The sequence below is a fragment of the Lentzea californiensis genome (assembly GCF_024648825.1).
Classification (GTDB): domain Bacteria; phylum Actinomycetota; class Actinomycetes; order Mycobacteriales; family Pseudonocardiaceae; genus Lentzea; species Lentzea californiensis.
On sequence record NZ_JANBBE010000001.1, the window covers coordinates 1,061,881 to 1,082,568 of the forward strand.

24 protein-coding genes are annotated in these 20,688 nt (G+C 69.5%); 14 read left to right on the forward strand and 10 right to left on the reverse strand.

Annotation, left to right across the window (positions count from 1 at the left end):
* The first annotated feature begins 51 nt into the window (after window positions 1–51).
* Window positions 52–1,059 (forward strand): glycerophosphodiester phosphodiesterase, encoded by a 1,008-nt coding sequence (locus LX88_RS05610; protein ID WP_258946729.1) that lies wholly within the window; start codon window positions 52–54, stop codon window positions 1,057–1,059.
* Here the strand turns inward: LX88_RS05610 and LX88_RS05615 are convergent.
* Window positions 1,056–1,670: a hypothetical protein gene (locus LX88_RS05615; RefSeq protein ID WP_258946730.1), complete on the reverse strand. Its 615-nt coding sequence runs from the start codon at window positions 1,668–1,670 to the stop codon at window positions 1,056–1,058. The genes LX88_RS05610 and LX88_RS05615 overlap by 4 nt on opposite strands.
* A complete protein-coding gene (locus LX88_RS05620) occupies window positions 1,667–2,851 on the reverse strand; it encodes a cytochrome P450 (protein ID WP_258946731.1) in 1,185 nt (394 codons plus the stop codon). The genes LX88_RS05615 and LX88_RS05620 overlap by 4 nt, the downstream gene beginning before the upstream one ends.
* 88 nt (window positions 2,852–2,939) lie before the next feature.
* On the opposite strand from LX88_RS05620, the gene LX88_RS05625 reads away from it, so the two are divergent.
* From LX88_RS05625 to LX88_RS05665, 9 genes are all read left to right on the forward strand, one after another.
* Window positions 2,940–3,680: a glycerophosphodiester phosphodiesterase gene (locus tag LX88_RS05625; RefSeq protein ID WP_258946732.1), complete on the forward strand. Its 741-nt coding sequence runs from the start codon at window positions 2,940–2,942 to the stop codon at window positions 3,678–3,680.
* A gap of 27 nt (window positions 3,681–3,707) precedes the next feature.
* Window positions 3,708–4,643: a DUF5926 family protein gene (locus tag LX88_RS05630; RefSeq protein WP_258946733.1), complete on the forward strand. Its 936-nt coding sequence runs from the start codon at window positions 3,708–3,710 to the stop codon at window positions 4,641–4,643.
* Window positions 4,644–4,681: 38 nt separating this feature from the next.
* Window positions 4,682–5,017: a DUF952 domain-containing protein gene (locus LX88_RS05635; protein ID WP_258946734.1), complete on the forward strand. Its 336-nt coding sequence runs from the start codon at window positions 4,682–4,684 to the stop codon at window positions 5,015–5,017.
* 129 nt (window positions 5,018–5,146) lie between these two features.
* Window positions 5,147–5,680 carry a SigE family RNA polymerase sigma factor gene (locus LX88_RS05640; protein ID WP_372511187.1) on the forward strand — a complete coding sequence of 178 codons (534 nt, stop codon included), beginning with the start codon at window positions 5,147–5,149 and terminating at the stop codon, window positions 5,678–5,680.
* Between the two features lie 3 nt (window positions 5,681–5,683).
* Window positions 5,684–6,493, forward strand: coding sequence for a hypothetical protein (locus LX88_RS05645; protein WP_258946735.1), 810 nt, complete (start codon window positions 5,684–5,686; stop codon window positions 6,491–6,493).
* A 164-nt stretch (window positions 6,494–6,657) separates the two neighbouring features.
* A complete protein-coding gene (locus LX88_RS05650; protein ID WP_258946736.1) occupies window positions 6,658–7,275 on the forward strand; it encodes a hypothetical protein in 618 nt (205 codons plus the stop codon).
* Window positions 7,276–7,366: 91 nt separating this feature from the next.
* Entirely contained in the window at window positions 7,367–7,948 is a 582-nt protein-coding gene (locus LX88_RS05655; RefSeq protein ID WP_258946737.1) for a hypothetical protein, read from the forward strand.
* A gap of 104 nt (window positions 7,949–8,052) precedes the next feature.
* Window positions 8,053–8,460 (forward strand): YciI family protein, encoded by a 408-nt coding sequence (locus LX88_RS05660; RefSeq protein WP_258946738.1) that lies wholly within the window; start codon window positions 8,053–8,055, stop codon window positions 8,458–8,460.
* Between the two features lie 2 nt (window positions 8,461–8,462).
* Window positions 8,463–9,596 (forward strand): RNA polymerase sigma factor, encoded by a 1,134-nt coding sequence (locus LX88_RS05665; RefSeq protein ID WP_258946739.1) that lies wholly within the window; start codon window positions 8,463–8,465, stop codon window positions 9,594–9,596.
* A gap of 69 nt (window positions 9,597–9,665) precedes the next feature.
* Here LX88_RS05665 and LX88_RS05670 read toward each other — a convergent pair whose 3' ends face one another.
* From LX88_RS05670 to LX88_RS05685, 4 genes are all read right to left on the reverse strand, one after another.
* Window positions 9,666–10,226, reverse strand: a complete 561-nt coding sequence (locus LX88_RS05670; protein WP_258946740.1) for a ferritin — start codon at window positions 10,224–10,226, stop codon at window positions 9,666–9,668.
* 126 nt (window positions 10,227–10,352) lie between these two features.
* A complete protein-coding gene (locus tag LX88_RS05675; RefSeq protein ID WP_258947616.1) occupies window positions 10,353–11,540 on the reverse strand; it encodes an arginine deiminase in 1,188 nt (395 codons plus the stop codon).
* Between the two features lie 147 nt (window positions 11,541–11,687).
* Window positions 11,688–12,386 carry a CPBP family intramembrane glutamic endopeptidase gene (locus LX88_RS05680; protein WP_443674873.1) on the reverse strand — a complete coding sequence of 233 codons (699 nt, stop codon included), beginning with the start codon at window positions 12,384–12,386 and terminating at the stop codon, window positions 11,688–11,690.
* Between the two features lie 90 nt (window positions 12,387–12,476).
* Window positions 12,477–13,241 carry a DUF2470 domain-containing protein gene (locus tag LX88_RS05685; protein ID WP_258946742.1) on the reverse strand — a complete coding sequence of 255 codons (765 nt, stop codon included), beginning with the start codon at window positions 13,239–13,241 and terminating at the stop codon, window positions 12,477–12,479.
* A 78-nt stretch (window positions 13,242–13,319) separates the two neighbouring features.
* On the opposite strand from LX88_RS05685, the gene LX88_RS05690 reads away from it, so the two are divergent.
* On the forward strand, window positions 13,320–13,784 hold the full coding sequence (locus LX88_RS05690) for a hypothetical protein (RefSeq protein WP_245983835.1): 465 nt from the start codon (window positions 13,320–13,322) through the stop codon (window positions 13,782–13,784).
* Window positions 13,781–14,233, forward strand: a complete 453-nt coding sequence (locus tag LX88_RS05695; RefSeq protein WP_258946743.1) for a hypothetical protein — start codon at window positions 13,781–13,783, stop codon at window positions 14,231–14,233. The genes LX88_RS05690 and LX88_RS05695 overlap by 4 nt, the downstream gene beginning before the upstream one ends.
* On the opposite strand, the gene LX88_RS05700 is transcribed toward LX88_RS05695, so the two are convergent.
* Genes LX88_RS05700 through LX88_RS05715 form a run of 4 tightly spaced genes read right to left on the reverse strand, consistent with a single transcriptional unit; the run spans window position 14,220 to window position 18,014 of the window.
* A complete protein-coding gene (locus tag LX88_RS05700) occupies window positions 14,220–15,362 on the reverse strand; it encodes a VWA domain-containing protein (protein ID WP_036016296.1) in 1,143 nt (380 codons plus the stop codon). The genes LX88_RS05695 and LX88_RS05700 overlap by 14 nt on opposite strands.
* On the reverse strand, window positions 15,359–15,991 hold the full coding sequence (locus LX88_RS05705) for an IclR family transcriptional regulator (protein ID WP_090072121.1): 633 nt from the start codon (window positions 15,989–15,991) through the stop codon (window positions 15,359–15,361). Before LX88_RS05705 ends, LX88_RS05700 begins: the two co-directional genes overlap by 4 nt.
* A complete protein-coding gene (locus LX88_RS05710; RefSeq protein ID WP_258946744.1) occupies window positions 15,991–17,154 on the reverse strand; it encodes a fumarylacetoacetate hydrolase family protein in 1,164 nt (387 codons plus the stop codon). Before LX88_RS05710 ends, LX88_RS05705 begins: the two co-directional genes overlap by 1 nt.
* Window positions 17,151–18,014 (reverse strand): hypothetical protein, encoded by an 864-nt coding sequence (locus tag LX88_RS05715; RefSeq protein ID WP_090072125.1) that lies wholly within the window; start codon window positions 18,012–18,014, stop codon window positions 17,151–17,153. Before LX88_RS05715 ends, LX88_RS05710 begins: the two co-directional genes overlap by 4 nt.
* Window positions 18,015–18,095: 81 nt before the next feature.
* Between LX88_RS05715 and LX88_RS05720 the strand changes: the two genes are divergently transcribed.
* Together LX88_RS05720 and LX88_RS05725 are read left to right on the forward strand one after the other, a co-directional pair.
* Window positions 18,096–19,268 (forward strand): homogentisate 1,2-dioxygenase, encoded by a 1,173-nt coding sequence (locus tag LX88_RS05720; RefSeq protein ID WP_258946745.1) that lies wholly within the window; start codon window positions 18,096–18,098, stop codon window positions 19,266–19,268.
* 33 nt (window positions 19,269–19,301) lie between these two features.
* A complete protein-coding gene (locus LX88_RS05725) occupies window positions 19,302–20,465 on the forward strand; it encodes an SWIM zinc finger family protein (protein WP_258946746.1) in 1,164 nt (387 codons plus the stop codon).
* The last annotated feature ends 223 nt before the right edge of the window (window positions 20,466–20,688 follow it).

Consider the following 20,688-nt stretch of genomic DNA (forward strand, 5'->3'; position numbering starts at 1 on the left):
TTCGCCTGCAAGGCCCTTCCGAAGTGCTCGGGGCAGTGCCAGGTTGGAGGAATGCGGACACTCATCGGTGCTCTGGTGATCGCACTGCTCACACCAGGCGTCGCCCAGGCACACCACCGTGACTTCGACCTCCAGGCGCACCGCGGCGGCATCGGCCTGACCGTCGAGAGCACGCTCAAGGCGTTCGGCAAGGCGCTCGAACTCGGTGTGACGACCCTGGAACTCGACCTGCAGATCACCAGGGACGGCCGTGAGGTCATCACCCACGACCGCAGGACGAACCCGTCGAAGTGCCTCGACACCGCGCCCGCGTTCCCCGGCGACCCCGGGTTCCCCTACGCCGGCAAGTACGTGAAGGACCTGACGTTCGCCCAGGTGCGCACGCTCGACTGCGGCAGCACGAGGTGGTCGCAGTACCCGGACCAGGAACTCTCGCCGGGCGCCCGCATGCCCACCCTGGCCGAGCTCTTCGACCTCGCCCGCGAGCACCGCGCGTGGGGCATTCGCTTCAACATCGAGACCAAGGTCGAGGCCGCGGCCCCGCACGAGACCGCGCCACGAGAGCAGTTCGTGCAACGCGCCGTCCACGAGATCCGCCGCTCGGGCTTCCTGCGCAACATCACCGTCCAGTCCTTCGACTGGGGCACCCTGAGGCGGTTGCGTCAGGTCGAGCCGCGTATCCCGCTGGTGGCGCTGACGCAGCCGGAGATGCTGCGGCCGGGCTCGCCGTGGACGGGCGGCCTCGAACTCGCCGACTTCGGCGGCAGCGTCGCGAAGATGGCGAAGAGCTTCGGTGCGGCAGCGCTTTCGCCGGTGCACGGCAACCCGCAGGGCGGCAAAGTCGGCGACCCGGACTACGTGCCGTTCACGACCAAGGCGTTGGTCCAGGACGCGCATCGGCACGGCCTCAAAGTGATCCCGTGGACCACCAACGACCCGGCCACGATGCACAAGCTGATCGACGACGGCGTCGACGGGATCATCACCGACTACCCGGACCGGCTGCGGAAGGTCATGCAGGAGAAGGGTTTCAAGCTCCCGCGCAAGTACCGCGGCTAGTCTCCGCCGTCACCGCCGCTGTCACCGTCACCGGTGTCGCTGAAGTCGCCGCCTCCACCGCCACTCGGGCGGTGGGAGTGGCGCGGTAGCTGGGGCAGGCCCAGCGTGGACCTGACGGTTGCCGAGTCCAGTCCCAGCCGGCGGACGATCCGTTCGGGAGCCCAGCGCAACTGGCGGTTGAGGGCTCTGACCACCGCGACGATCTCGCGCTCCGCCGCGGAGATCTCCGCGGCCCGTTCCCGCGCCAGCCGTTCGGACTTCTCCGTCGCGGCGCGGACCAGCTCGTCGAAGTCCTGTCCGTGAGCCTGCAGGTAGGTCGCGCGGTACTGCTGACTCGCGGCTGCTTCGGCTTTCCGCACGATCTCGGTTCGTGCCATGTCCCAGGCGAACCAGCGCTGCCAGCGCCCGAACCACACCTGCGGCTCCTTGGGCCCGTTCTCGTCCCACTCCTGCCGCGCACGCCGCTGCGCCTCACGTACCTCCCCGTCGCGTTCCCTGGTCAGCTCGTGCAGCGCGCGGGCCGCCGCTCGCGACTCGTCACCCAGCGACGTCCTGATGCGGATCTCCAGCGCGGCGTCGGCACGACGCAGCCACTCCGCCTCGTCGCTCACTCAGCGCTGAGCGGCAGCGAGTGCAGGCCGCGGATCACGAACTCCGCGCGCCTGCTGGGTTCCTCGGCCAGCACGGCGCCGGGCAGCTTGCGGTGCAACGAGGACAGCGCCGCCTCCACCTCGATGCGGGCCAGCGGCGCGCCCAGGCAGTAGTGGATGCCCATGCCGAAGCCGAGGTGCTGGTTCTTCTCGCGGCCGATGTCGAGGACGTCCGGGTTCTCGAAGACCAGCGGGTCACGCGCGGCGGCACCGAGCAGCGCGGCGATCTTCTCGCCGGGTTCGATGACGTGGCCGGCGATCTCGACGCGTTCGGTGGCGGTGCGTTCGAAGAGCTGCAACGGCGAGTCGTAGCGGATGAGTTCCTCCACGGCCGTGGGCAACAGCTGCGGCGAGAGGCGTTCCCACTGCGAACGGTGCTGCATCAGCGCGTAGACGCCGTTGCCGATGACGTTGACCGTGGCCTCGTGGCCTGCCATCAGCAGGAGCACCGCGGTGGCGACGAGTTCGTCCTCGGTGAGCCTCGCGCCGTCGGTGTCGGTGACGGCGACCAGGTCGGACACGAGGTCGTCGCCGGGGGAGACGCGGCGCAACGCGATCAGCTCGCGCAGGTAGGCGACGAACTCGGTGGCGGCGCGTTCCGCGGCGTTCTGCTGTTCGGCGGGCAGGCCGTACTCGTACATCTTCACGATGGCGTTCGACCACGGCTGGAGCAGGTAGCGGTCCTCACCCGGCACGCCGAGCAGTTCGGCGATCACCTCGACCGGCAGCGGCGCGGCGACGTGGGCGAGCAGGTCCGCCTGGCCCTGGTCCTTGACCTTGGCGACGAGTTCGTCGACGAGCTTGTCGGCCAGGTCGGCGACCCACGGGCGCAGGCGTTCGACGTGGCCCCGGCCGAACGCGGCGGCGACCAGGCGGCGCAGGCGGGTGTGCGTGGGCGGCTCGTTCTCCAGCAGCGAGTTGCGGTGCAGCAGGTTGAAGGCCATGAACTGCTCGACCGGCTTCACGTCCGACCAGATCCGGCCGAGCGAGCGGTGCCGCAGGACCGCGGAGCAGGCGGCGTGCGAGACGGCGACAGCGACGTCCATCTGTTCGTGGTGATGGACCTCACCGGCTTCGCGCAGGGCCGCGAAGGCCGGGTACGGGTCGGCGATGAACTCGGGATCACGCTGGTCGAACGTCACAAGGCGGACGGTAGGTCGCGATTCGTGTTTCGTCCACGCCGATTTGATTGATGACTCAAATTGTTGCCGAGGAACTATCGTTCGGGGTGTGCAGCAGCCTGCGATCGTCGCGCACCGCGGCGCGTCCACAGACCGTCCCGAGCACACCATCGGCGCCTACGAGCTCGCGCTCGAAGAGGGTGCTGACGGCCTTGAGTGCGACATCCGGTTGTCGAAGGACGGCGAGCTCGTGTGTGTGCACGACCGCTCGCTCGCCCGCACGTCCAACGGCCGTGGCACGGTCAGCGCGCTCACGGTCGAAAAGCTGAAGGCGTTCGACTACGGCAGCTGGCACCGCCACGGTCAACCGGCCGGACTGCTGGTGCTCGACGAGCTGCTGGAGCTGGTCCGGGGTACGAACGTGCAGCTCTTCGTCGAGACCAAGCACCCGGTCCGGTACCGCAACGAGGTCGAACGCAAGCTCGCCGAGGCGTTGAAGAGGCACGGGCTGAGCTCGCAGATCGTCATGATGTCGTTCTCGCCGACGGCGGTGAAGGCGTTCCGCGACCACGCCCCGGACATCCGCACGGTGCTGCTCCTCGACCGCCTGGGCCGGTACCGCAGCGGTGCGCTGCCGTCGTTCGCCGACTACACCGGGCCCGGCGTGCACGTGCTGCGCAACGACCCCGGCTACGTGGATCGGGCGCGGCGCGCCGGTCACGAGACCTACGTGTGGACGGTGGACGGCGCCGAGGACGTCGCGCTGTGCCGTGACCTGGGGGTCCGGTATCTCGCGACCAATGCCCCGGCGAACACCCGCCGCCTGCTGACGGCTAATTTGGCCACCTAGACAAGCCTGAGCACGAGGAGGGCCAAGGTGGCCAAGCGGACCGCGGTCAAGGACGCACCGAAGGACGGCATCAACCCGAAGCAGCCCTGCCCGTGCGGGTCCGGCAAGCGCTACAAGGCCTGCCACGGCGCGCCCGGCGGCGCGACGGACGTGATCGTGTCCCGGCCGTTCGAGGGCCTGACCGCCGAGTGCGAGCTGATCGCCCTGCGTGAGTTCGTGCCGTCCGCGATCGTGAAGCTGCCGGTCAAGGAGGGTCGCGAGGTCACGCTCGCCACCGTGCTGCCGATGGCCGCCGCCGGTCTGATCCGCGGCGACGACGTGCCGTTCGTGGGCCTGCAGGTGCAGACGCGGTCCGGTGACATCAGCCGCGACCTGGCGCGCGCGGTGCAGTGGGCGCAGCAGGCGAAGACCGGTGACGTGCTGCCCGTCGTGGGCCCGGACGCCGGCGAGAACCCCGCCCGGCTGCAGGACCTGCTCGACACCGACGCGGACATCACCCCCGTGCTGCACACCGACTTCGTGTGGTGGATGCCGGAGGGCACCGAGCCGACCGGTGAGGTGGCGCTGTCCCTGGAGCGCGCGAACGCCGCGATCCTGCCGACCGAGCGCCTCGACGCCCCCGGCGTGAAGGCCGCCTACTGGGTCGACGCGGGCGACAAGGCGCACCTGCGCTGGGTCCGTCCGGAGCCCGAGGAGAAGCTGGTCCCCGCGATGGCCAGGCTGGCCGCCCGCGGTGAGCTCGACCTCGGCGAGGGCTCGCGCTACGCCGGTTCGTTCCGCGCGCACGGCCTGCTCGTGCCGGTCTGGGACCTCGACCGCGAGATGCACGCCCGCGAGTGGGCCGAGCCCGCCGAGGCGCTGGGCAAGCGCCTGCTGGAGGCCCTCGCCTCCGACGAGCCGCTGTCCGACGCCGAACGCCGCGCCCGCGACGGCCTGCGCGGCCGTCAGATCACGCTTCGCTGACCCTGTCCACAGGGTTGTCCACAAGGAGCTGTGGATAAGTGCTGCTGCACATCATCTCGAAGGCCGACTGGGCAGCCGCCCAGCCGGCCGGCTCGATCGCGCCCGTCGGCGAGGACTTCGTGCACTGCTCCGATCGGGGAGTCGTGCACGTGACGGCCGGCAAGTTCTTCCACGGGCAGAGCGGGCTGTTGCTGCTCGTCGTCGACCCGGAGCTGCTCGACGTGCCGGTGCGGTGGGAGGCCGTGGCGGACTCGCCGCTGTGGTTCCCGCACGTGTACGGCCACATCCCGGTCGCGGCGGTGCTGGAGGTGCACGACTTCCCGTGCGAGCCCGACGGTTCGTTCGTCCTGCCGGAGGCCGTCGCCGCTCCGTGACGGCCTGGTACCGGAAATGACGGAACTGCCTGCGGCCGTTGCCTTTCCGTGATTAAAGTGGCGGCAACCGCTTCTCGGACCCACGCGTGAACACCCCGAGCCAGTTTGCTTCGGGGGAGGGGGCGTGCCGTGACGGCGGTGTTGCAGCTGGGATCAGCCGTCGAACACGGCGGGGGAAGAGCGGAAGCCGTGGGGGACTTCGCTGAGTTCGTGCGCATCTCGATGCCAGGACTACTGCGTTACGGCCACGCACTGACCGGAAACCCGCACGACTCCGCGGACCTGGTGCAGGCGGTGCTGGAGAAGGTCGGTTCACGCTGGGTCGCCGTGCAGCGCAAGGGCGACGACCCGCTCGCGTACGTCCGCCGGGCCATGGCCAACACGCACATCAGCATCTGGCGCCGGCGTCGCCGCGAGAACCTCGTGGCCGACATCCCGGACAGCGGGGCCGTGGCTCCCGAGTTGAGCAGGCTCGAAAACGAACCGCTCTGGCAAGCACTGCGCTCGTTGCCGCCACGGCAGCGAGCAGTCGTCGTGCTGCGCTACTACGAGAACCTCTCCGAGGCCGAGATCGCCCACGCGCTCGGGATCTCGTGCGGCACGGTGAAGAGTCAGAGCAGCAAGGCGATGGCGAGTCTTCGAACACGCCTGGGAGAGGACTGACCGGTGGGTGATCTAGACGATGATCTGCGCAGGCTCTTCAGCGACGATCGGCTGGACGTCCACTCCGCGCCGGTCTCCACCGAGGACGTGCTCCGCGGCGCGGAGCGGCGCAGGCGGCGCCGAACCGCCGTGGCCGGGACCTTCGCGCTGGTGACACTGGTCGGTGCCGGGATCGGGCTGAGTCGCCTCGGCGTGCCGTCACCGGACAGCACGGTCGGTGCGCTCCTGACGACGTCCACCTCGGCCCCCACGACGTCCACGCCGCCACCGCCGGTCAGCACGGTCATCTCGACCGAGACCGTGACGCTGGGGCAACCACCGAACTCGACCGGTGGCAACACCGGCAAGCCCAACCCCGGCGGCACGAGCAGGCCGAACTCGACACCGTCGTCATCACCGCCCACACCGGAGTCGCAGGCGGGCAGGTACGGAACGCTCGCGCTGGGGATGTCCGAGGCCGACGCGCTGGCGACGGGCTCGCTGGTCGAACCCAGCAGTCCCGCCGACCCGGACGGCAGGTGCAAGGCCTACGCGACGAAGTCGGTGCCCGACGCCGACGCCGTTATCGTCTCACCGGCCAAGGGAATCGTGCGGATCACCATGCCGAGCTACGCCAAGACCCCCAAGAACGTCGGCGCGGGTTCGTCGGTTTCCGATGTGAAAGCCGCCTACAAGAATTCCACGCAAAGCGGTTCCAGTGTGCTCGCACCAATGTCCGCAACGCCTCCGTGGACATATGTCTTCGAGACTGACGGCGCCACGGTGACGGCCGTGTTCATGCGCCTGAATGCGAACGACTGCGCCTCCGTCTGATCATTGAGAATTGCCGAAGTCCCGCTGCTCCTGTTGGTGCAGCGGGACTTCGGCGTGCGCTTGTGCGGCCTTTCCGCCGTGACTTCTTCGTGACTCCGACCTGCGCAACCTCGTTGTGGAGGTGACGTCTTACGGTTGTCTCATCAAACATGGGGGAAACCAAAATGAAGAACTCGATCAAGACTGCATTCGTCACTGCGATCGCCATTGCTGGAATTGCCGCGTGCACCTCCGCGCCGGCGCCGGAACAGAACTCCGCTCCCGTCACGCCGATTTCCACCCCGTCCACGTCCACGTCTTCGATCGCGCCGCCGCCCGTCCAAGTGGTCACGGAGGTCATCACCGCGACGGTGACCGCTGCGCCGCAGGCCATCGCGAAGGTGGACGACCGGCTCGGCTACGGCGGTCTCAAGCTGGGCATGACGCTGGAGGAGGCGCGTGCCGCCGGTCTGACCGACCTGACCTGGGACAAGGCCGTCGCTGACAACTGCGTCGTGGACAGGCACGTGGCGATCTCCAAGGCGAACGGCGTCGAGCGGATCACGCTGCCCGCGGACGCCAGGACGTCCAAGGGCATCGGTGTCGGCTCGACCTTCGGCGAGGTGCAGCGGGCCTACCCGAGCGCCTCCGAGTACCGCTCCGGCTGGTCGGCCAAGGTCGCGGACAACGCGTACTACCACTTCATCGGCAGCTTCGACCTCGCCCGGTTCGGAGACGCGGACAAGATCCAGCGCGTCAAGCTCGTCGCGGGAGCCGTCAACTGCTCGATGGCCGATCTCTGAACCTCACCGAACCGCTGTGCCCGCCCCGCTGGGGGTGGGGCGGGCACAGCAGCCAGCACTGACCACGACAACGCTTCCTGGGGGAAGAAAGATGAACCGCTCGCTCACCATCGTCACGATCGCCGCCGCTCTCGGCCTGGCCGCGTGCACGTCCACACCGCCGGCGCCGGACAACACAGCCACGACCACGCCGTCCAGCGCCACCACCACACCGTCGAACTCGGTGGTGGCCCAGGTCGTGACCGAGACCGTCACCAAGCCGGTCGCGCCGCCGGCCAAGCCGGTGATCGGCTCGTTCGGTTACGGCGACCTCAAGCTCGGCATGTCACTGCAGGACGCGCTGAACACCAAGCTGATCGGTCCTGCCCTGAACGGGGATGAGTGCACGCTCCACGACATCACCGGTACCGGTGAGAGAACGTGGATCTCCAAAGCGAAGGGTGTGGCGTCCGTCGGCTTCAGCGCCGGCATGTCCTCCGACGGTGTCGGCGTGGGAGCGACAGAGCAGAAGCTCAAGGTCGAGTACACCAACCTGGTGCCGGCGGGGCCGAACTACTCCTACCGGGCCGAGGCCGACAACAACCCGGACGCCTACTTCCTGTTCGGCGTGCGCGAGGGCAAGCTCACCGGCGCCTACCTGATGAACAAGGGCCAGGACTGCCACAACAACTAGGCGAGAAGATCTCGGCCCGCGATGTCGAGATCCGCGTTTCGGCTCCGTCTCCCCGGTGAAAGCGGCCAGGATGGTCGCGACCGCACCGAGGGAGACGACCCGAGATGGCCAAGTACCTGCTGCTCAAGCACTACCGCGGCGCCCCTGCCCCGATCAACGACGTCCCCATGGACCAGTGGACGCAGGACGAGATCTCCGCGCACGTCAAGTACATGAACGACTTCGCGGACAGGCTCAGGAGCACCGGCGAGTTCGTGGACGGACAGGCGCTCGCTCAGGAAGGCACCTGGGTCCGTTACGACGGTGAGGGACGGCCGCCGGTCACCGACGGCCCGTTCGCGGAGACGAAGGACCTCATCGCCGGTTGGATGATCATCGACACCGACAGCTACGAGCGCGCGCTCGAACTGGCCGCGGAGTTGTCGGCGGCGCCCGGCAAGGGCGGCAAGCCGATCCACGAGTGGCTGGAGATCCGCCCGTTCTACGGCCACGCGCCGACGATCACGGAGTAACTGTGGACGAGGCACTGCTCAGGAGCCTCACGCCGGCCGTGCTCGGCATCCTCGTCCGCCGCGGAGCCGATTTCGCGGCGGCCGAGGACGCCGTGCAGGACGCGCTGGTCGAGGCCGTCCGCGTGTGGCCGGAGGATCCGCCGCGGGATCCGTTGGGCTGGCTGGTCACGGTGGCCTGGCGGCGGTTCCTCGACGCCACGAGGGCGGAGACGGCGCGGCGCCGGCGGGAGGACGTCGTCGACGCCGAACCGGAGCAGGGGCTCGCGCCGGACACCGACGACACCTTGCAGCTCTACTTCCTGTGCGCGCATCCGTCGCTCACGCCGTCGTCGGCCGTCGCGCTCACGCTCCGGGCCGTCGGCGGGCTCACGACCCGTCAGATCGCGCAGGCCTACCTGGTGCCCGAGGCCACGATGGCCCAGCGCATCAGCCGGGCCAAGAAGACGGTCGGCGACGTGCGGTTCGACCAGCCCGGCGACGTCGCCACCGTGCTGCGCGTGCTCTACCTGGTGTTCAACGAGGGCTACTCCGGTGACGTCGACCTGGCCGCCGAGGCCATCAGGCTCACCCGGCAGCTCGCGGCGGTGATCGACCACCCGGAGGTCGCGGGGCTGCTCGCGCTCATGCTCCTGCACCACGCCCGCCGCGCCTCCCGGACCACGGCGAGTGGCCGTCTGGTGCCGCTCGCCGAGCAGGACCGCGGCCGGTGGGACACCACGCTGATCGCCGAGGGCGTCGAGGTCCTGCAGGCGGCGCTCGCACAGGACCGGCTGGGGGAGTTCCAGGCGCAGGCGGCCATCGCGGCACTGCACGCGGACGCGCCCGTGGCCGCGGAGACCGACTGGGTGCAGATCGTCGAGTGGTACGACGAACTGCTCGCGCTCACGAACAGTCCCGTCGTCCGGCTGAACCGGGCGGTGGCCGTAGGTGAGGCGGACGGACCGCGGGCCGGGCTGAAAGCGTTGGCGGAACTGGACGACACGCTGCCCCGCTACGCGGCCGTGGCGGCTTATCTCCACGAGCGCGACGGCGAGCGGCGAACGGCCGCGAAACTCTACGCCGAGGCCGCCGGAAAAGCGTCGAACCTCGCCGAACGGGAACATCTCACCCGTCAGGCAGCCCGGCTCAACAACTGAAAGGACCGCCTGCCCCGAAACGGGTCAGGCGGTCCTTTTGTGATCAGGCACTCAAGCGTGCGAAGAAACTCAGATCTTGCCGCCGGCAGCGGTCGGAGCGCTGGAGTCGCCGCCCTCGTCGCCGACGCTTTCGCGGGTGAGGAACGTCTCCACGTAGAACATGTTGCCGTCCGCGCGGTCCATGATCGTGAGCAGCGTCTTCATCGAGGAGACCTCCTCGACCTGCTCCTTCAGGAACCACTGCATGAACTGCTCGCCGATGTAGTCGCTCTCCTCGCGAGCGGCCTTCGCGAGGGCGATGATCTGCGCGGTGACCTGCTGCTCCTGGCTCAGGGCCAGGGCGACGAGCTCACGCGGGGACTTGAAGTCGTTGATCGGCGTCTCGACGCCGGGAACCGCGACCGCGATGTCGTTGTCCATCAGGAACTGCACGATCATCATCGCGTGGTTGCGCTCTTCGAGCGCCTGCTTGTAGAAGTGCGCACCGAGGCGCGGCAGGTCCTCGTTGTCGAACCACACGGCGAGCGCGATGTACTGCTGCGAAGCGGAGAACTCGTTGCCGACCTGAGCCCGCAGCAGCTCGTGGAAGTCAGACTTTCCGGACAGGATCTTCTTCACGTTCGAGGCCATGAGCGGTACGTTAACCCAAAACGTAGTTACTTGCATTCCAGGAAAAGCTAACCTTTGTTTGGAAAGGTAATCCAAACAAAGGTTAGGCATTCCTAAGGATCTAATGGTGTGGCCCGGCCCACATCGCTAGACCAATGGCGCGCGGTCAATCGGGCACGACATGCAGCGGGGACCACCGCGGCCGGAGCCCAGCTCCGAACCGGCGATCCGCAGCACCTCGACGCCCGCGTCCTCCAGGCGCGCATTCGTCTCGACGTTGCGCTCGTACGCCACGACGAGACCGGGAGCCACGGCGAGGGTGTTGTTGCCGTCGTCCCACTGCTCGCGCTCGGCGGTGACGACGTCGAGGCCGGTGTCGATCACCCGCAGCCGTTCGATGCCCATCGCCTCGGCCGCCGCCTCCAGGAACGGCACCGGGCCGTCCACCCGCACGCCACCGTCGCCGTCGGAGCGCAGCGGGAAGGCGGTGAGCGCGTCGCTGATCGCCGGGTACATCACCACGGCGTCGCGGTCGACCATCGTGCAGACGGTGTCGAGGTGCATCGTGGCCCGTTCCTGCGCGATCGGCACCGCCAGCACCGTGTGCGCGAGGCCGTCCGCGAGAGCGGAGCGGGCGAACGACTCGGCGCCCGCCGGAGTGGTCCGCTCGCCGACGCCGATGGCGATCACACCAGGGGCCAGCAGCAGCACGTCGCCGCCCTCCAGCGGTGCCGAGTGCGCGCCGTACGCACGGCCCGTGCGGCGGAACCGCGGGTGGTAGGCGTAGATCAGGTCGGTCAGCGTCGTCTCGCGGTCACGGGCGGGCAGCGCGAGCGACGTGATGGCCACGCGGTCGCCGACCCACACCGACGAGTCGCGGGTGAAGAGCAGGTTCGGCAGCGGGTCGACGGCGAAGTCGATCGGCAGGTGCATCTTGCGCACCAGCGACGCGCCCTCGGCGGCCGGCAGTTCCTCGAACGTCATGCCGGTCATCAGCACCTGCGCGAGCGTCGGCGCGTCGAGCGACGTGAGGTGGCTGCGCAGCGCGTCGGCCAGGTCGATGCCCAGGCGGCGCTCGTTGACCGCGCTGTGGATGCCCGCGATGCGCGCGCGGTTGTCCTCCAGCGCCTGCACCAGCACGTCGGCCAGCAGCAGGACCTCGACGCCCCTGGAGGTCAGCGTCGCGGCGAACGCGTCGTGCTCCTCCTGGGCCCTGCCGACCCACGGCACGCCGTCGAACAGCAGCTGGTCGTTGTTGCGCGGGGTGAGCCTCTTGAGCTCGTTGCCCGGCCGGTGCAGCAGCACCGTGCGCAAGGGGCCGACCTCGCTGTCCACCCGGGGTGCGGCGTCCGGAAGTGCTTCGGTCTCAGCGATCGTGTGCGCGGTCACCGATCGAGCGTAACCCTGAACAGCACAAATCGCCGCTTGTGAGCTCGAAAACGCAACGAATGGGGCGTGAAATCGGAATCGACCATCTGATCATTAGGGCAACCAGCTGACTTTGCCGCGCAACATTGTGTAGCCCACGAACGCGACCACGTCGAGGATCGTGTGAGCGATCACCAACGGCCACAACCGCTTCGTGCGCTGCCAGTAGAAGCCGAAGACCAGGCTCATGACCACGTTGCCGACGAACCCGCCGAAGCCCTGGTAGAGGTGGTACGAGCCGCGCAGCACGGCGGCCGCGAACAGCGCCGTGTACTGGCGCCAGCCCAGCTGCTCCAGTCGCGTGATCAGATACCCGACGACGAGCACCTCCTCCGCCCACGCGTTGCCGGCGGCGGCGAGGACCAGCGCCACGCTCATCCACCACTGGTCGTCCAGAGTGGACGGCTGGACGGCGAGGTTCAGCCCGAGCGCCCAGGCGGCGAAGTACAACCCGAGTCCGGGGATGCCGATGATCGCGGCGAGACCCAGCGCGCCCAGCGAGTCGGCGCGCTTGCGGGTGCCGTCGAGCCCGATGACCTTCAGTTTGATCCCGGTGCGCCACAACAGGTACAGCCCGATGCCGCCCCACGCGGCGAGTTGCAGCACGCCCAGCAGCTGTGCCACGAGGTCCAGCAGGTCGGCGCGCGCCTGCGGGACGTTGATCGCGACGGACTGCTGGTTGAGCGGCGTCGGCTGCAACAGGCTGTCGATCAGGCGCACGAGGCTGCGCAGGCCGGACAGCCCGAGCGTCATGCTGAAGACGATCAGCAGTTCGAGCTGGTAACCGCGCTTCTCTTCGGCGGGGATCAAGGTCACCGGCCAGACGCTACCGGCAGCGTTGGATCACCTCTGGGACAAGAAGGGGCAGCCCATCAACCGGCGGAGCTCCGCGGCGAGTTCCTGGGCCGTGCTGACCGGCTTGGAGAACGCGATCCGCACGTCGTGGTCGTCGCACTCCGCCTCGACCCGCAGCCGCAGTCCGAACCGGTCGAGCCCGAGCGGCCGCACGTTGCCGCTCCGCAGTTCCTCCGGCAGGTGGCGGGCGAGCTGGCCGACGACGTCGCGGTGCGCGGCCTCCAGGTGCCTCAGCCAGTTGTCCTCGTTGCGGCAGAACGGGTCCGGCGTCGCGCTCGCGAACTGCTCCGGCCTGATCGACGAGGTGCCCTCGGCGTCCGCGATCACCATCGACGCGGGTGTGAGCCTGAGCACCGAGGCGCCGTGGCCCGCGTCGAGCAGCCGGTGGTCCGGGCGCACGTCGGCGACGGCGAGGACCTCCTCCCGTGCCTCCTCGCCCTCCAGCGCGGAGACCCAGCCGGTCAGCCACAGCAGGCCGCGCACGGGTTCGCGCAACTGCACGGGGGCTTGGTCGGCGATCTCCAGCATCGCCGTCACCTCGGTCCGCGGGGTCTGCCACAGCTGCCCGACCAGCGGGTGTTCGTCGGCGAGCAGCAAGATCGTCGTTCCGCACGGGTGCACGTGGTGGAACAACGGGCTGGTGCGCGATCCGGACTGAGGAAGCAGTGCGGCGGAACCGTGGCGAGCCGCGATCGTGCGAGCGCGTTCTGCGGCGTGCGGCGCCGGTGGGCGCTTGATCTGGGTGTCGGTCACCGCTGCACCTCCTCGAAGGTTAGGCAAGCCTAACTTAGCTTTGCGCTCCAAGGGAAGCACCACCTGTACCTTGGACGCGTGGTCGTGCCCAACAAGCCGTCCACCGAGGTGACGGCGCTCGACGATCGGTGGACCCGGCACTGCGTGGACCGGGCGAGCCGTCGTGCCCTGGTGTGGACGGTGCTCGCGGGCGCGGCCTTCGCGCTCCAGTTCGTGCTGGTACTGGTGTGGTCTTGGTCCTCACCGGTGGCGCTGGTGCTGCTCTTCTTCGCCGCGGCCGTGCTCTGGTGGGTGACACGTAAGCGTCCGGTGCGTTTACCGGAAGGCGAACCGTGGCATTTCGCCCATGTGAAGTGGGAAGGAGGGCGTCTGGTCGTGTTGTCGTCGCCGCCCCTGTTGCTGACCTTGAGCGTCGGTCCTCTCCTTCGCGGACGGATCGCACGTCACCGGCGTGTGTGGTTCGTGCCACCGGATTCCGCCGGGAACACCTTCGTCACGTTCCGAGGAGTACCGCGGTTGATCCCGGCGCGTGTGCAGAGATGATCATCGAGAACTGGAGCGACACCTGCCTGGCGCGGGCGGACCGTCGCGCGGTCGGCCACATCTTCTTCGCGCTCGCGGCGCTCGGCGTCGTGCTCTTCGTCGGCTGGCTGTGGCTCATCGTCCTGTCCGTGCCCGTGGTGCTGGAACTCGCCGCACCGGGGTTGCGGCACTTCCTCACCCGCCGCGGCACCCTCGAGCTGATCGAGCGGTTCCCGTGGCGTCCGGTGTCGGTGAGCTTCGTGCCGGGCCGGCGCATCGGGCGGCAGGCCTACCTGCGGGTCGAGGACTCGGAGAAGCACCTGCGGCTCCCCGAACTCCCCGAACGGGCCCGGGTTCTCGTGCGGCACACCGGGCGGATGTGGATCGCCGGTCCGGACGAGCGCGGACGAGTCGTCGCCATGACGCGCGGGCTCGCGTTCCTCACCCGAGGACGGGTCATCGACCGGTAGCGATGCCTTCGGCCTCGGCCCACTGCGTGAGGTCGTCCTTGCGCAGCGCGGCCGCCAGCAGTTCGGGGAACTTGTCCGGCGTGCAGGCGAACGCGGGCGCGCCCAGCGCGTGCAGCTTCGCGGCCAGCTCGTGGTCGTAGGCGGGCGTGCCGGAATCGCTGAGCGCCAACAGGTTCACGACCGTGACGCCGCTCGCGACGAGCTCGCGGACACGGCGTTGCAGCTCGGTCTCCGAGCCGCCCTCGTACAGATCGCTGATGATCACGACGACCGTGTCGACCGGCCTGCGGACCTGCGTCTGCGCGTACGCGACCGCGCGGTTGATGTCCGTGCCGCCGCCCAGTTGTGCGCTGAACAGCAGGTCCACCGGGTCGCTGAGCTGGTCGGTCAGGTCGGCGACCTCGGTGTCGAACACGACGAGCTTCGTCGAGATCGACCGGATGCTCGCGAGCGCCGAACCCAGGACCGCCGCGTGCACCAGGGACTCCGCCATCGAGCCCGACTGGTCGACCAGCAGGATCACGTCCCGCATCGCCGCGGTCCGGCTGCGCCTGCGGTGCCCGATGAGGTCCTCGACGATCACGGTCTTGTGCTGCGGCTGGTAGTTCTTGAGGTTCGCCTTGATCGTCGTCGCCCAGTCGACGTCCTGCAGCTGCGGCCTCCTCGTGCGCCGCGACCTGTCGACCGCGCCGCGGACGGCCTCGACCAGCCGGTCCGTCAGGCGCTTCTCGATGTCCTCGACCACCTTCCGCACCACGGCTTTCGCGGTGTCGCGGGTGCGGGCGGGGATGGCGCGCGAGAGTTGCAGCAGGGTGCTGACGAGGTTCACGTCCGGCTCGACCGACTGCAGCAGTTCGGGTTCGAGCAGCAGCTGCTTGAGCCCCAGCTTCTCGACCGCGTCCCGTTGCATCACCTGCACGACGGAGGTGGGGAAGTACTTGCGGACGTCGCCGAGCCAGCGGTGCAGCTGCGGAGAGCTGGCGCCGAGACCGGCACCGCGATCACCGCCGCCGCCGTACAGACCCGTGAGCGCGCCATCACGCCGTTGGTCGTCCTCGCCGAGCTCGGACACGTCTTCCGCGCTCGGGCCCAGGAGCAACCGCCAGCGCCGTAGCCGCTCTTCGGTCATTTGAGCGCGGCCGCCACTTCTTCGGCCGCACGCACGACGTGAGGGCCGATGACGTCCGCGTCGAGCTTCTCCAGCGCCACGACACCCACGGACGCCCTGAGGCCGGGCACGCCGCGCACAGGCGCCGCGACGCCGTACGCGTTCGGCTGCAGCTCACCGGCCGAGACGACCCAGGGCTCGCCCGGATGGGAGATGGCCTTGCCGGCCGCCCCGCGGTGCACCGGGTGGCGGGAACCCACCCGGTACGCCACGTGGAAAGCGGTCCACGACGGTTCGACGACGGCGACGGCCTGAGCCTCGGTGCCGTCCGCGACCGTGAGGTGTGCGGTGGCGCCCACCTTCTCGGCGAGCTCGCGCAGCGCCGGGTTGGCCGCCATGCGCAGCTGGGGGAGGACGTTGGAGGCGAGGCGCAGCACGCCCAGGCCGAGCCTGACCTTCGAGCCCTCCCGGCGCACGAGACCGCGCGCCTGCAGGGGCACGAGAAGCCGGTAAACGGCCGCTCTGGACGCGCCGATGGCGTTGGCGAGCTCCGAGATCGACGGTGCCTCGGACTCCGCCTCAGCGACCGCCTGGAGCAGCGCCAGACCCCTTTCCAGGGTCAGCGAGCTCTCCTTCGTCGCTCCGACCATCACGCACTCCGAACTGTTCCCACCACCTCGGCGAGTCCGACCACCGAGCCACCTTCCCCGGGGGCCGTCGCGGTCAGCTTGACCGTGTCGCCGTCCTCCAGGAAGGACCTCGTGGAGCCGTCGTCGAGCTTGAACGGTTCCTTGCCGCCCCAGCTGAGTTCGAGGAACGAGCCGCGCTCGTCCTTCTCCGGTCCGGAGACCGTGCCGGAGGCGAACAGATCACCTGGGCGCACCGTAGCCCCGTTCACCGTCATGTGCGCCAGCTGTTGCACAAATGACCACGACATCTCCCGGAACGGAGGCCGCGCGACGATCGTGTCGTTCAGCTCCACGGTGATGGTGATGTCCAGGCCCCAGGGCTGGTCGCACGTCAGGTAGTCGTGCAGCTTGTTCGGCAGCGGCGGCGTCGGGACGCGTGCAACTGAGAACGCCTCCAGCGGCGTGATCCACGCGCCGATCGACGTGGCGAACGACTTGGCCAGGAACGGGCCGAGCGGCTGGTACTCCCAGGCCTGGATGTCGCGCGCAGACCAGTCGTTGACCAGCGCGACGCCGAAGACGTGCTCGGCGGCCCTGCTGGTGGACACGTTGGCCGCCTGCGGACCGCCGCAGACGAAGCCGACCTCGGCCTCGATGTCGAGGCGCTCGGAGGGACCGAACTTCGGGCCGTCGCTGCCGCGCTTCTGGCCGTTCGGGCGGACGATCTCCGTGCCGGAGACGTACACCGTGCCCGCGCGGCCGTGGTAGCCGATCGGGAGGTGCGTCCAGTTCGGCGTGAGCGCGTCGCCGTCGGGGCGGAACATCTTCCCGACGTTCTCCGCGTGGTGCCGGGAGCTGTAGAAGTCCACGTAGTCGCCGACCGTGAACGGCAGCTTCGCGGTCTCGATCCCGACGAGCTCCGCGCCCTTGGGAGCCGAACTCGACCGGACGATCTCCCTGAGCTTCGCGCGCAGCACGCTCCAGATCGGGCGTCCGGCCCTCAACAGCGGGTCCAGCGAGTCCTCTTGGACGTACTCGCTGCACTTGCCCAGGGCGAGGCTCTTGAGGAGCAACGCTCGGTCGCCGACGCGGACGGCCACGCCCCCGTCGACGACGCCGTACGGGAGCGTCTGCGGTCCGAACGGCTGGTCCTCGGTGAAGTTCGGGTCGCTGATCCAGCTCACAGCAGGCCCAGCCCCTCGAGGTCGGTGACGGGTTCGGAGAGCGAGCACGAACCGTAGCTCGCGAACACGCCTCGCACGGCGTGCGCGGCCTGGTCGCTGAGCGCCTTGGCCTCGGCGGTGAGAGCCTCGGCGTCGGTGCTCGCGAGCGCCTCGCGGACGTCGCGGCCGCTGAGGGACCGCGCGGTGGCCACGAGGAGGTTCAGGAAGCCGTGGTGGGTGAAGCCCTGCTCGTCGGTGTGGCGGACGGCCTTGTGCAGGCCCGCCGTCGCCTTGAAGGCGACGCCGCCGCCGCTGACGACGCTCAGGAAGTCACCGACCTCTTCGACGCTCGGGAAGTTCTCCTGGGAGAGCCCTCCGCAGCGCAGCTTGGGCCAGCTGCCGTGCTCGATGACCCGGCGGACGCCGTCGAGCCACTCGGCACCGCCGCGGCGGGGTTCGACGACGCGGATGACGTCCTCGGGGACGAACTCCGACACGCGCTCGAGCCACACCTCGTCCACATCGGACGGTGCGGGCATCTCGACCATGCGCAGAGCGAGGAGCTCACTGCGGCTCTCGACGATCGACACGGCCTTCGGCACGCCGCCGAGGCCGGTGTCGATCACGAGGCTCAGTGCTATCGGTTTGGCCGGCTTGACCTTGATCAGTTCGGTGATCAGCTCGGCGAGACGGGAGGCAGGACAGAGGAAGAGGCCCATGACGCCGGCCCACTCGCCGACTCGTCCGTCGAGGTGACCGCGCACCGCGTCGGGCATCGACGCGCTCCCCGGAGGGAACAGCGCGGCATCGTCCACAAGCCTCGCGAGCAGGGGCGGAGTACCGCGCGGACCGGGCGCACGGAGTTCGACAGCGCTTGACACGGCTGACACGCTAGCCGTGTACCGCCAACTGAACAAAGATGTCCGATAATCGAACGCATCGGAAGGACCCGGAGAGCACTCATGGCTTACTACCGCCAGGTGGGAGAGATCCCCCGAAAGCGCCACACCCAGTTCCGCAAACCGGACGGTGGCCTCTACGCGGAAGAGCTCATGGGAGTCGAGGGGTTCTCGGCGGATTCGGCACTGCTGTACCACCGGTACCTGCCCACCGCGATCGTCAACGCGGAGACGGTGAAGGACGAGCGCGGCACCGCTTCCCCGAACCTGCCGCTGAAGCCGCGGCACTTCAAGACGACCGACCTGACCTGGGCTTCCGACGAGGTCGACGCCGTGACCGGGCGGCGCAAGCTGTTCTCGAACCCGGACGTGACCATCGGTTTCGTGGTGGCCAACGCCCCGTCCCCGTTGTACCGCAACGCCTTCGGCGACGAGCTGCTGTACGTGCAGGCCGGTTCGGGCGTCATCGAGACGATCTACGGGGCGCTGGAGGTCGGCGACGGCGACTACGTCGTGATCCCGACCTCGTGCACCTACCGGGTCGTGCCGTCCTCGCCGATGTCGTTGCTCGTGCTGGAGGCGACCGGGCACGTCGGGCCTCCCAAGCGCTACCTGTCCAAGGCCGGCCAGTTCCTGGAGCACTCGCCGTACTGCGAGCGCGACATCCGGGGGCCCGAGGAGCCGTTGGTGGTCGAAGGTGAGGACGTCGACGTGCTCGTGCGGCACCGTGCGGGCCTCACGCGTTTCACCTACGCGAACCACCCGTTCGACGTCGTCGGCTGGGACGGGCACCTGTACCCGTGGGCGTTCAACATCCGCGACTTCGAGCCGATCACCGGCCGCGTGCACCAGCCGCCGCCCGTGCACCAGACGTTCGAGGGCCCGAACTTCGTCGTGTGCTCGTTCGTGCCGCGCAAGGTCGACTACCACCCGCTGTCCGTGCCCGTGCCGTACAACCACGCGAACGTCGACTCGGACGAGCTGATGTTCTACGTCGGCGGCAACTACGAGGCGCGCAAGGGCTCGGGCATCGGCATCGGCTCGCTGTCGCTGCACCCGTCCGGCTGCACGCACGGCCCGCAGCCCGGTGCCGTGGAGGCGTCCCTGGGCGTCGACTACTTCGACGAGACCGCGGTCATGGTGGACACCTTCCGCCCCCTGGAACTGGGCGAGGCGGCGGAGGCCTCCGAGGACCCGGCGTACGCGTGGACGTGGGCCCGTCGCGGTCCGGCCTGATTTTCTGTCGGAGGTCCTCGCTAGTTTGGTCTCGTGAGGACAAGAGCCGTTCCGATGCGCTGGCAGGGCCTGGGCAAGGCCCTGCCGGTGCTGTGGGGCCTCTACACGGGCTCCGGCTCGATGCCGTACCGCGTGTGCGTCGACCTGGCCGCGGGCTCGGCCAAGTGCACGTGCCCGTCCCGCAAGTTCCCCTGCAAGCACGCCGTGAGCCTGCAGGAGCTCGACATCCCGGACGCCCACCCGCCCGAGTGGGTGGAGGAGTGGACCGCCCGCCGCGCCACCCGCGAACTCGACTCCTCACCCGAGGCCGTCGCGCGCAGGGTGCGCTCCCGCGAGAAGACGGCGGCGAACCGCGCCGCAGCCATGTCCGCGGGCATCGACGGCCTGCGCGACTGGCTCCTGGACGTGGCGTCCGCCGGCATCGCCTCCCTGCCGGGCCGCCCCGCCTCGTGGTGGCAGGCGTTCACCGCCCGCATGATCGACGCGCAGGTCCCCGGCGTGGCCTCCGCGGTGGCCGAGATCCAGGAGATCGTGTCGCGCGCGGGCCCCCGCTGGACCGCCGACGTGGCCGACCGCCTCGGCGGCCTGCACCTGCTGTGCTTCGTGCAGCCGCGCACCCGCCTGGGCGTCACGGTCCCCGAGGAGGCGGTGAAGGCCTCGCCGGGCATCTCCGACCGCTGGGTGGCCCTGCTGCGCCTGGAGACCGACGACGGCCGGGTCCGCACCGTCCGCCAGTGGTGCTGGGGCCGCCAGACGTCCCGCTGGGTGGTGGCGATCCGCCACTCCGCCGTGGGAGCCCCCGTTCCGCTGCTCCCACACGGCCTGGAGTCCTCGGCCCTGGTCCACCCCTACCCGGCTTCGGACAGGGTGGCCCTGGGCGAACTGGAGGGCTCCCGCACCCCGGACCCGGTCCCCGCCCCGCCGTCGTGGCGAGCGTCCCTCGCCGCCCTGGAACCGATGCTGACCGCAGACCCGTGGCAACGCCTCTTCCCGCTCGGCTGCACCTCGGTCCGGCTGCACGGCCCCACGCTGGCCGACACCTCCGGCCACGGCCTGCCCGTCCGCGACGACACGGGCCTCGACATGGCCCTGGCGCTCACCGGCGGCCTCCCGTTCGACGCCTGGGGCCTGTGGGACGGCCACGCACTCCGGCTGGGAGCGGTGTCGTTGAACGGCACCCTGGAGGTGGTCGCATGACCATCCCACCCGTCACAGCCGCGCGCCGCCCGACCGCCCTCGCCCGCATCGCGACCGTGCCACCGGCCCGCTTCCACCGCATCGCGGCTGTGCCATCGGTCTGCGCCTGCGTGGAGCCAGCCGAGCCGGGCCTTTCGCACCACCGCTCGGCCGAGTCAGTCCACCCGCAGCGCTGCACGGCCGCGCTATCGCCCCGCCCTCACCGCGCCGCGCTTCATGTCAC

What these genes read in the sequence shown, in the direction of transcription:
- LX88_RS05655 (WP_258946737.1), top strand. Translation starts at nt 7,367, where the DNA reads ATGAACCGCTCGCTCACCATCGTCACGATCGCCGCCGCTCTCGGCCTG.
- LX88_RS05660 (WP_258946738.1), top strand. Translation starts at nt 8,053, where the DNA reads ATGGCCAAGTACCTGCTGCTCAAGCACTACCGCGGCGCCCCTGCCCCG.
- LX88_RS05610 (WP_258946729.1), top strand. Translation starts at nt 52, where the DNA reads ATGCGGACACTCATCGGTGCTCTGGTGATCGCACTGCTCACACCAGGC.
- LX88_RS05680 (WP_443674873.1), bottom strand. Translation starts at nt 12,386, where the DNA reads ATGACGCTCGGGCTGTCCGGCCTGCGCAGCCTCGTGCGCCTGATCGAC.
- LX88_RS05700 (WP_036016296.1), bottom strand. Translation starts at nt 15,362, where the DNA reads ATGACCGAAGAGCGGCTACGGCGCTGGCGGTTGCTCCTGGGCCCGAGC.
- LX88_RS05670 (WP_258946740.1), bottom strand. Translation starts at nt 10,226, where the DNA reads ATGGCCTCGAACGTGAAGAAGATCCTGTCCGGAAAGTCTGACTTCCAC.
- LX88_RS05720 (WP_258946745.1), top strand. Translation starts at nt 18,096, where the DNA reads ATGGCTTACTACCGCCAGGTGGGAGAGATCCCCCGAAAGCGCCACACC.
- LX88_RS05705 (WP_090072121.1), bottom strand. Translation starts at nt 15,991, where the DNA reads ATGGTCGGAGCGACGAAGGAGAGCTCGCTGACCCTGGAAAGGGGTCTG.
- LX88_RS05695 (WP_258946743.1), top strand. Translation starts at nt 13,781, where the DNA reads ATGATCATCGAGAACTGGAGCGACACCTGCCTGGCGCGGGCGGACCGT.
- LX88_RS05650 (WP_258946736.1), top strand. Translation starts at nt 6,658, where the DNA reads ATGAAGAACTCGATCAAGACTGCATTCGTCACTGCGATCGCCATTGCT.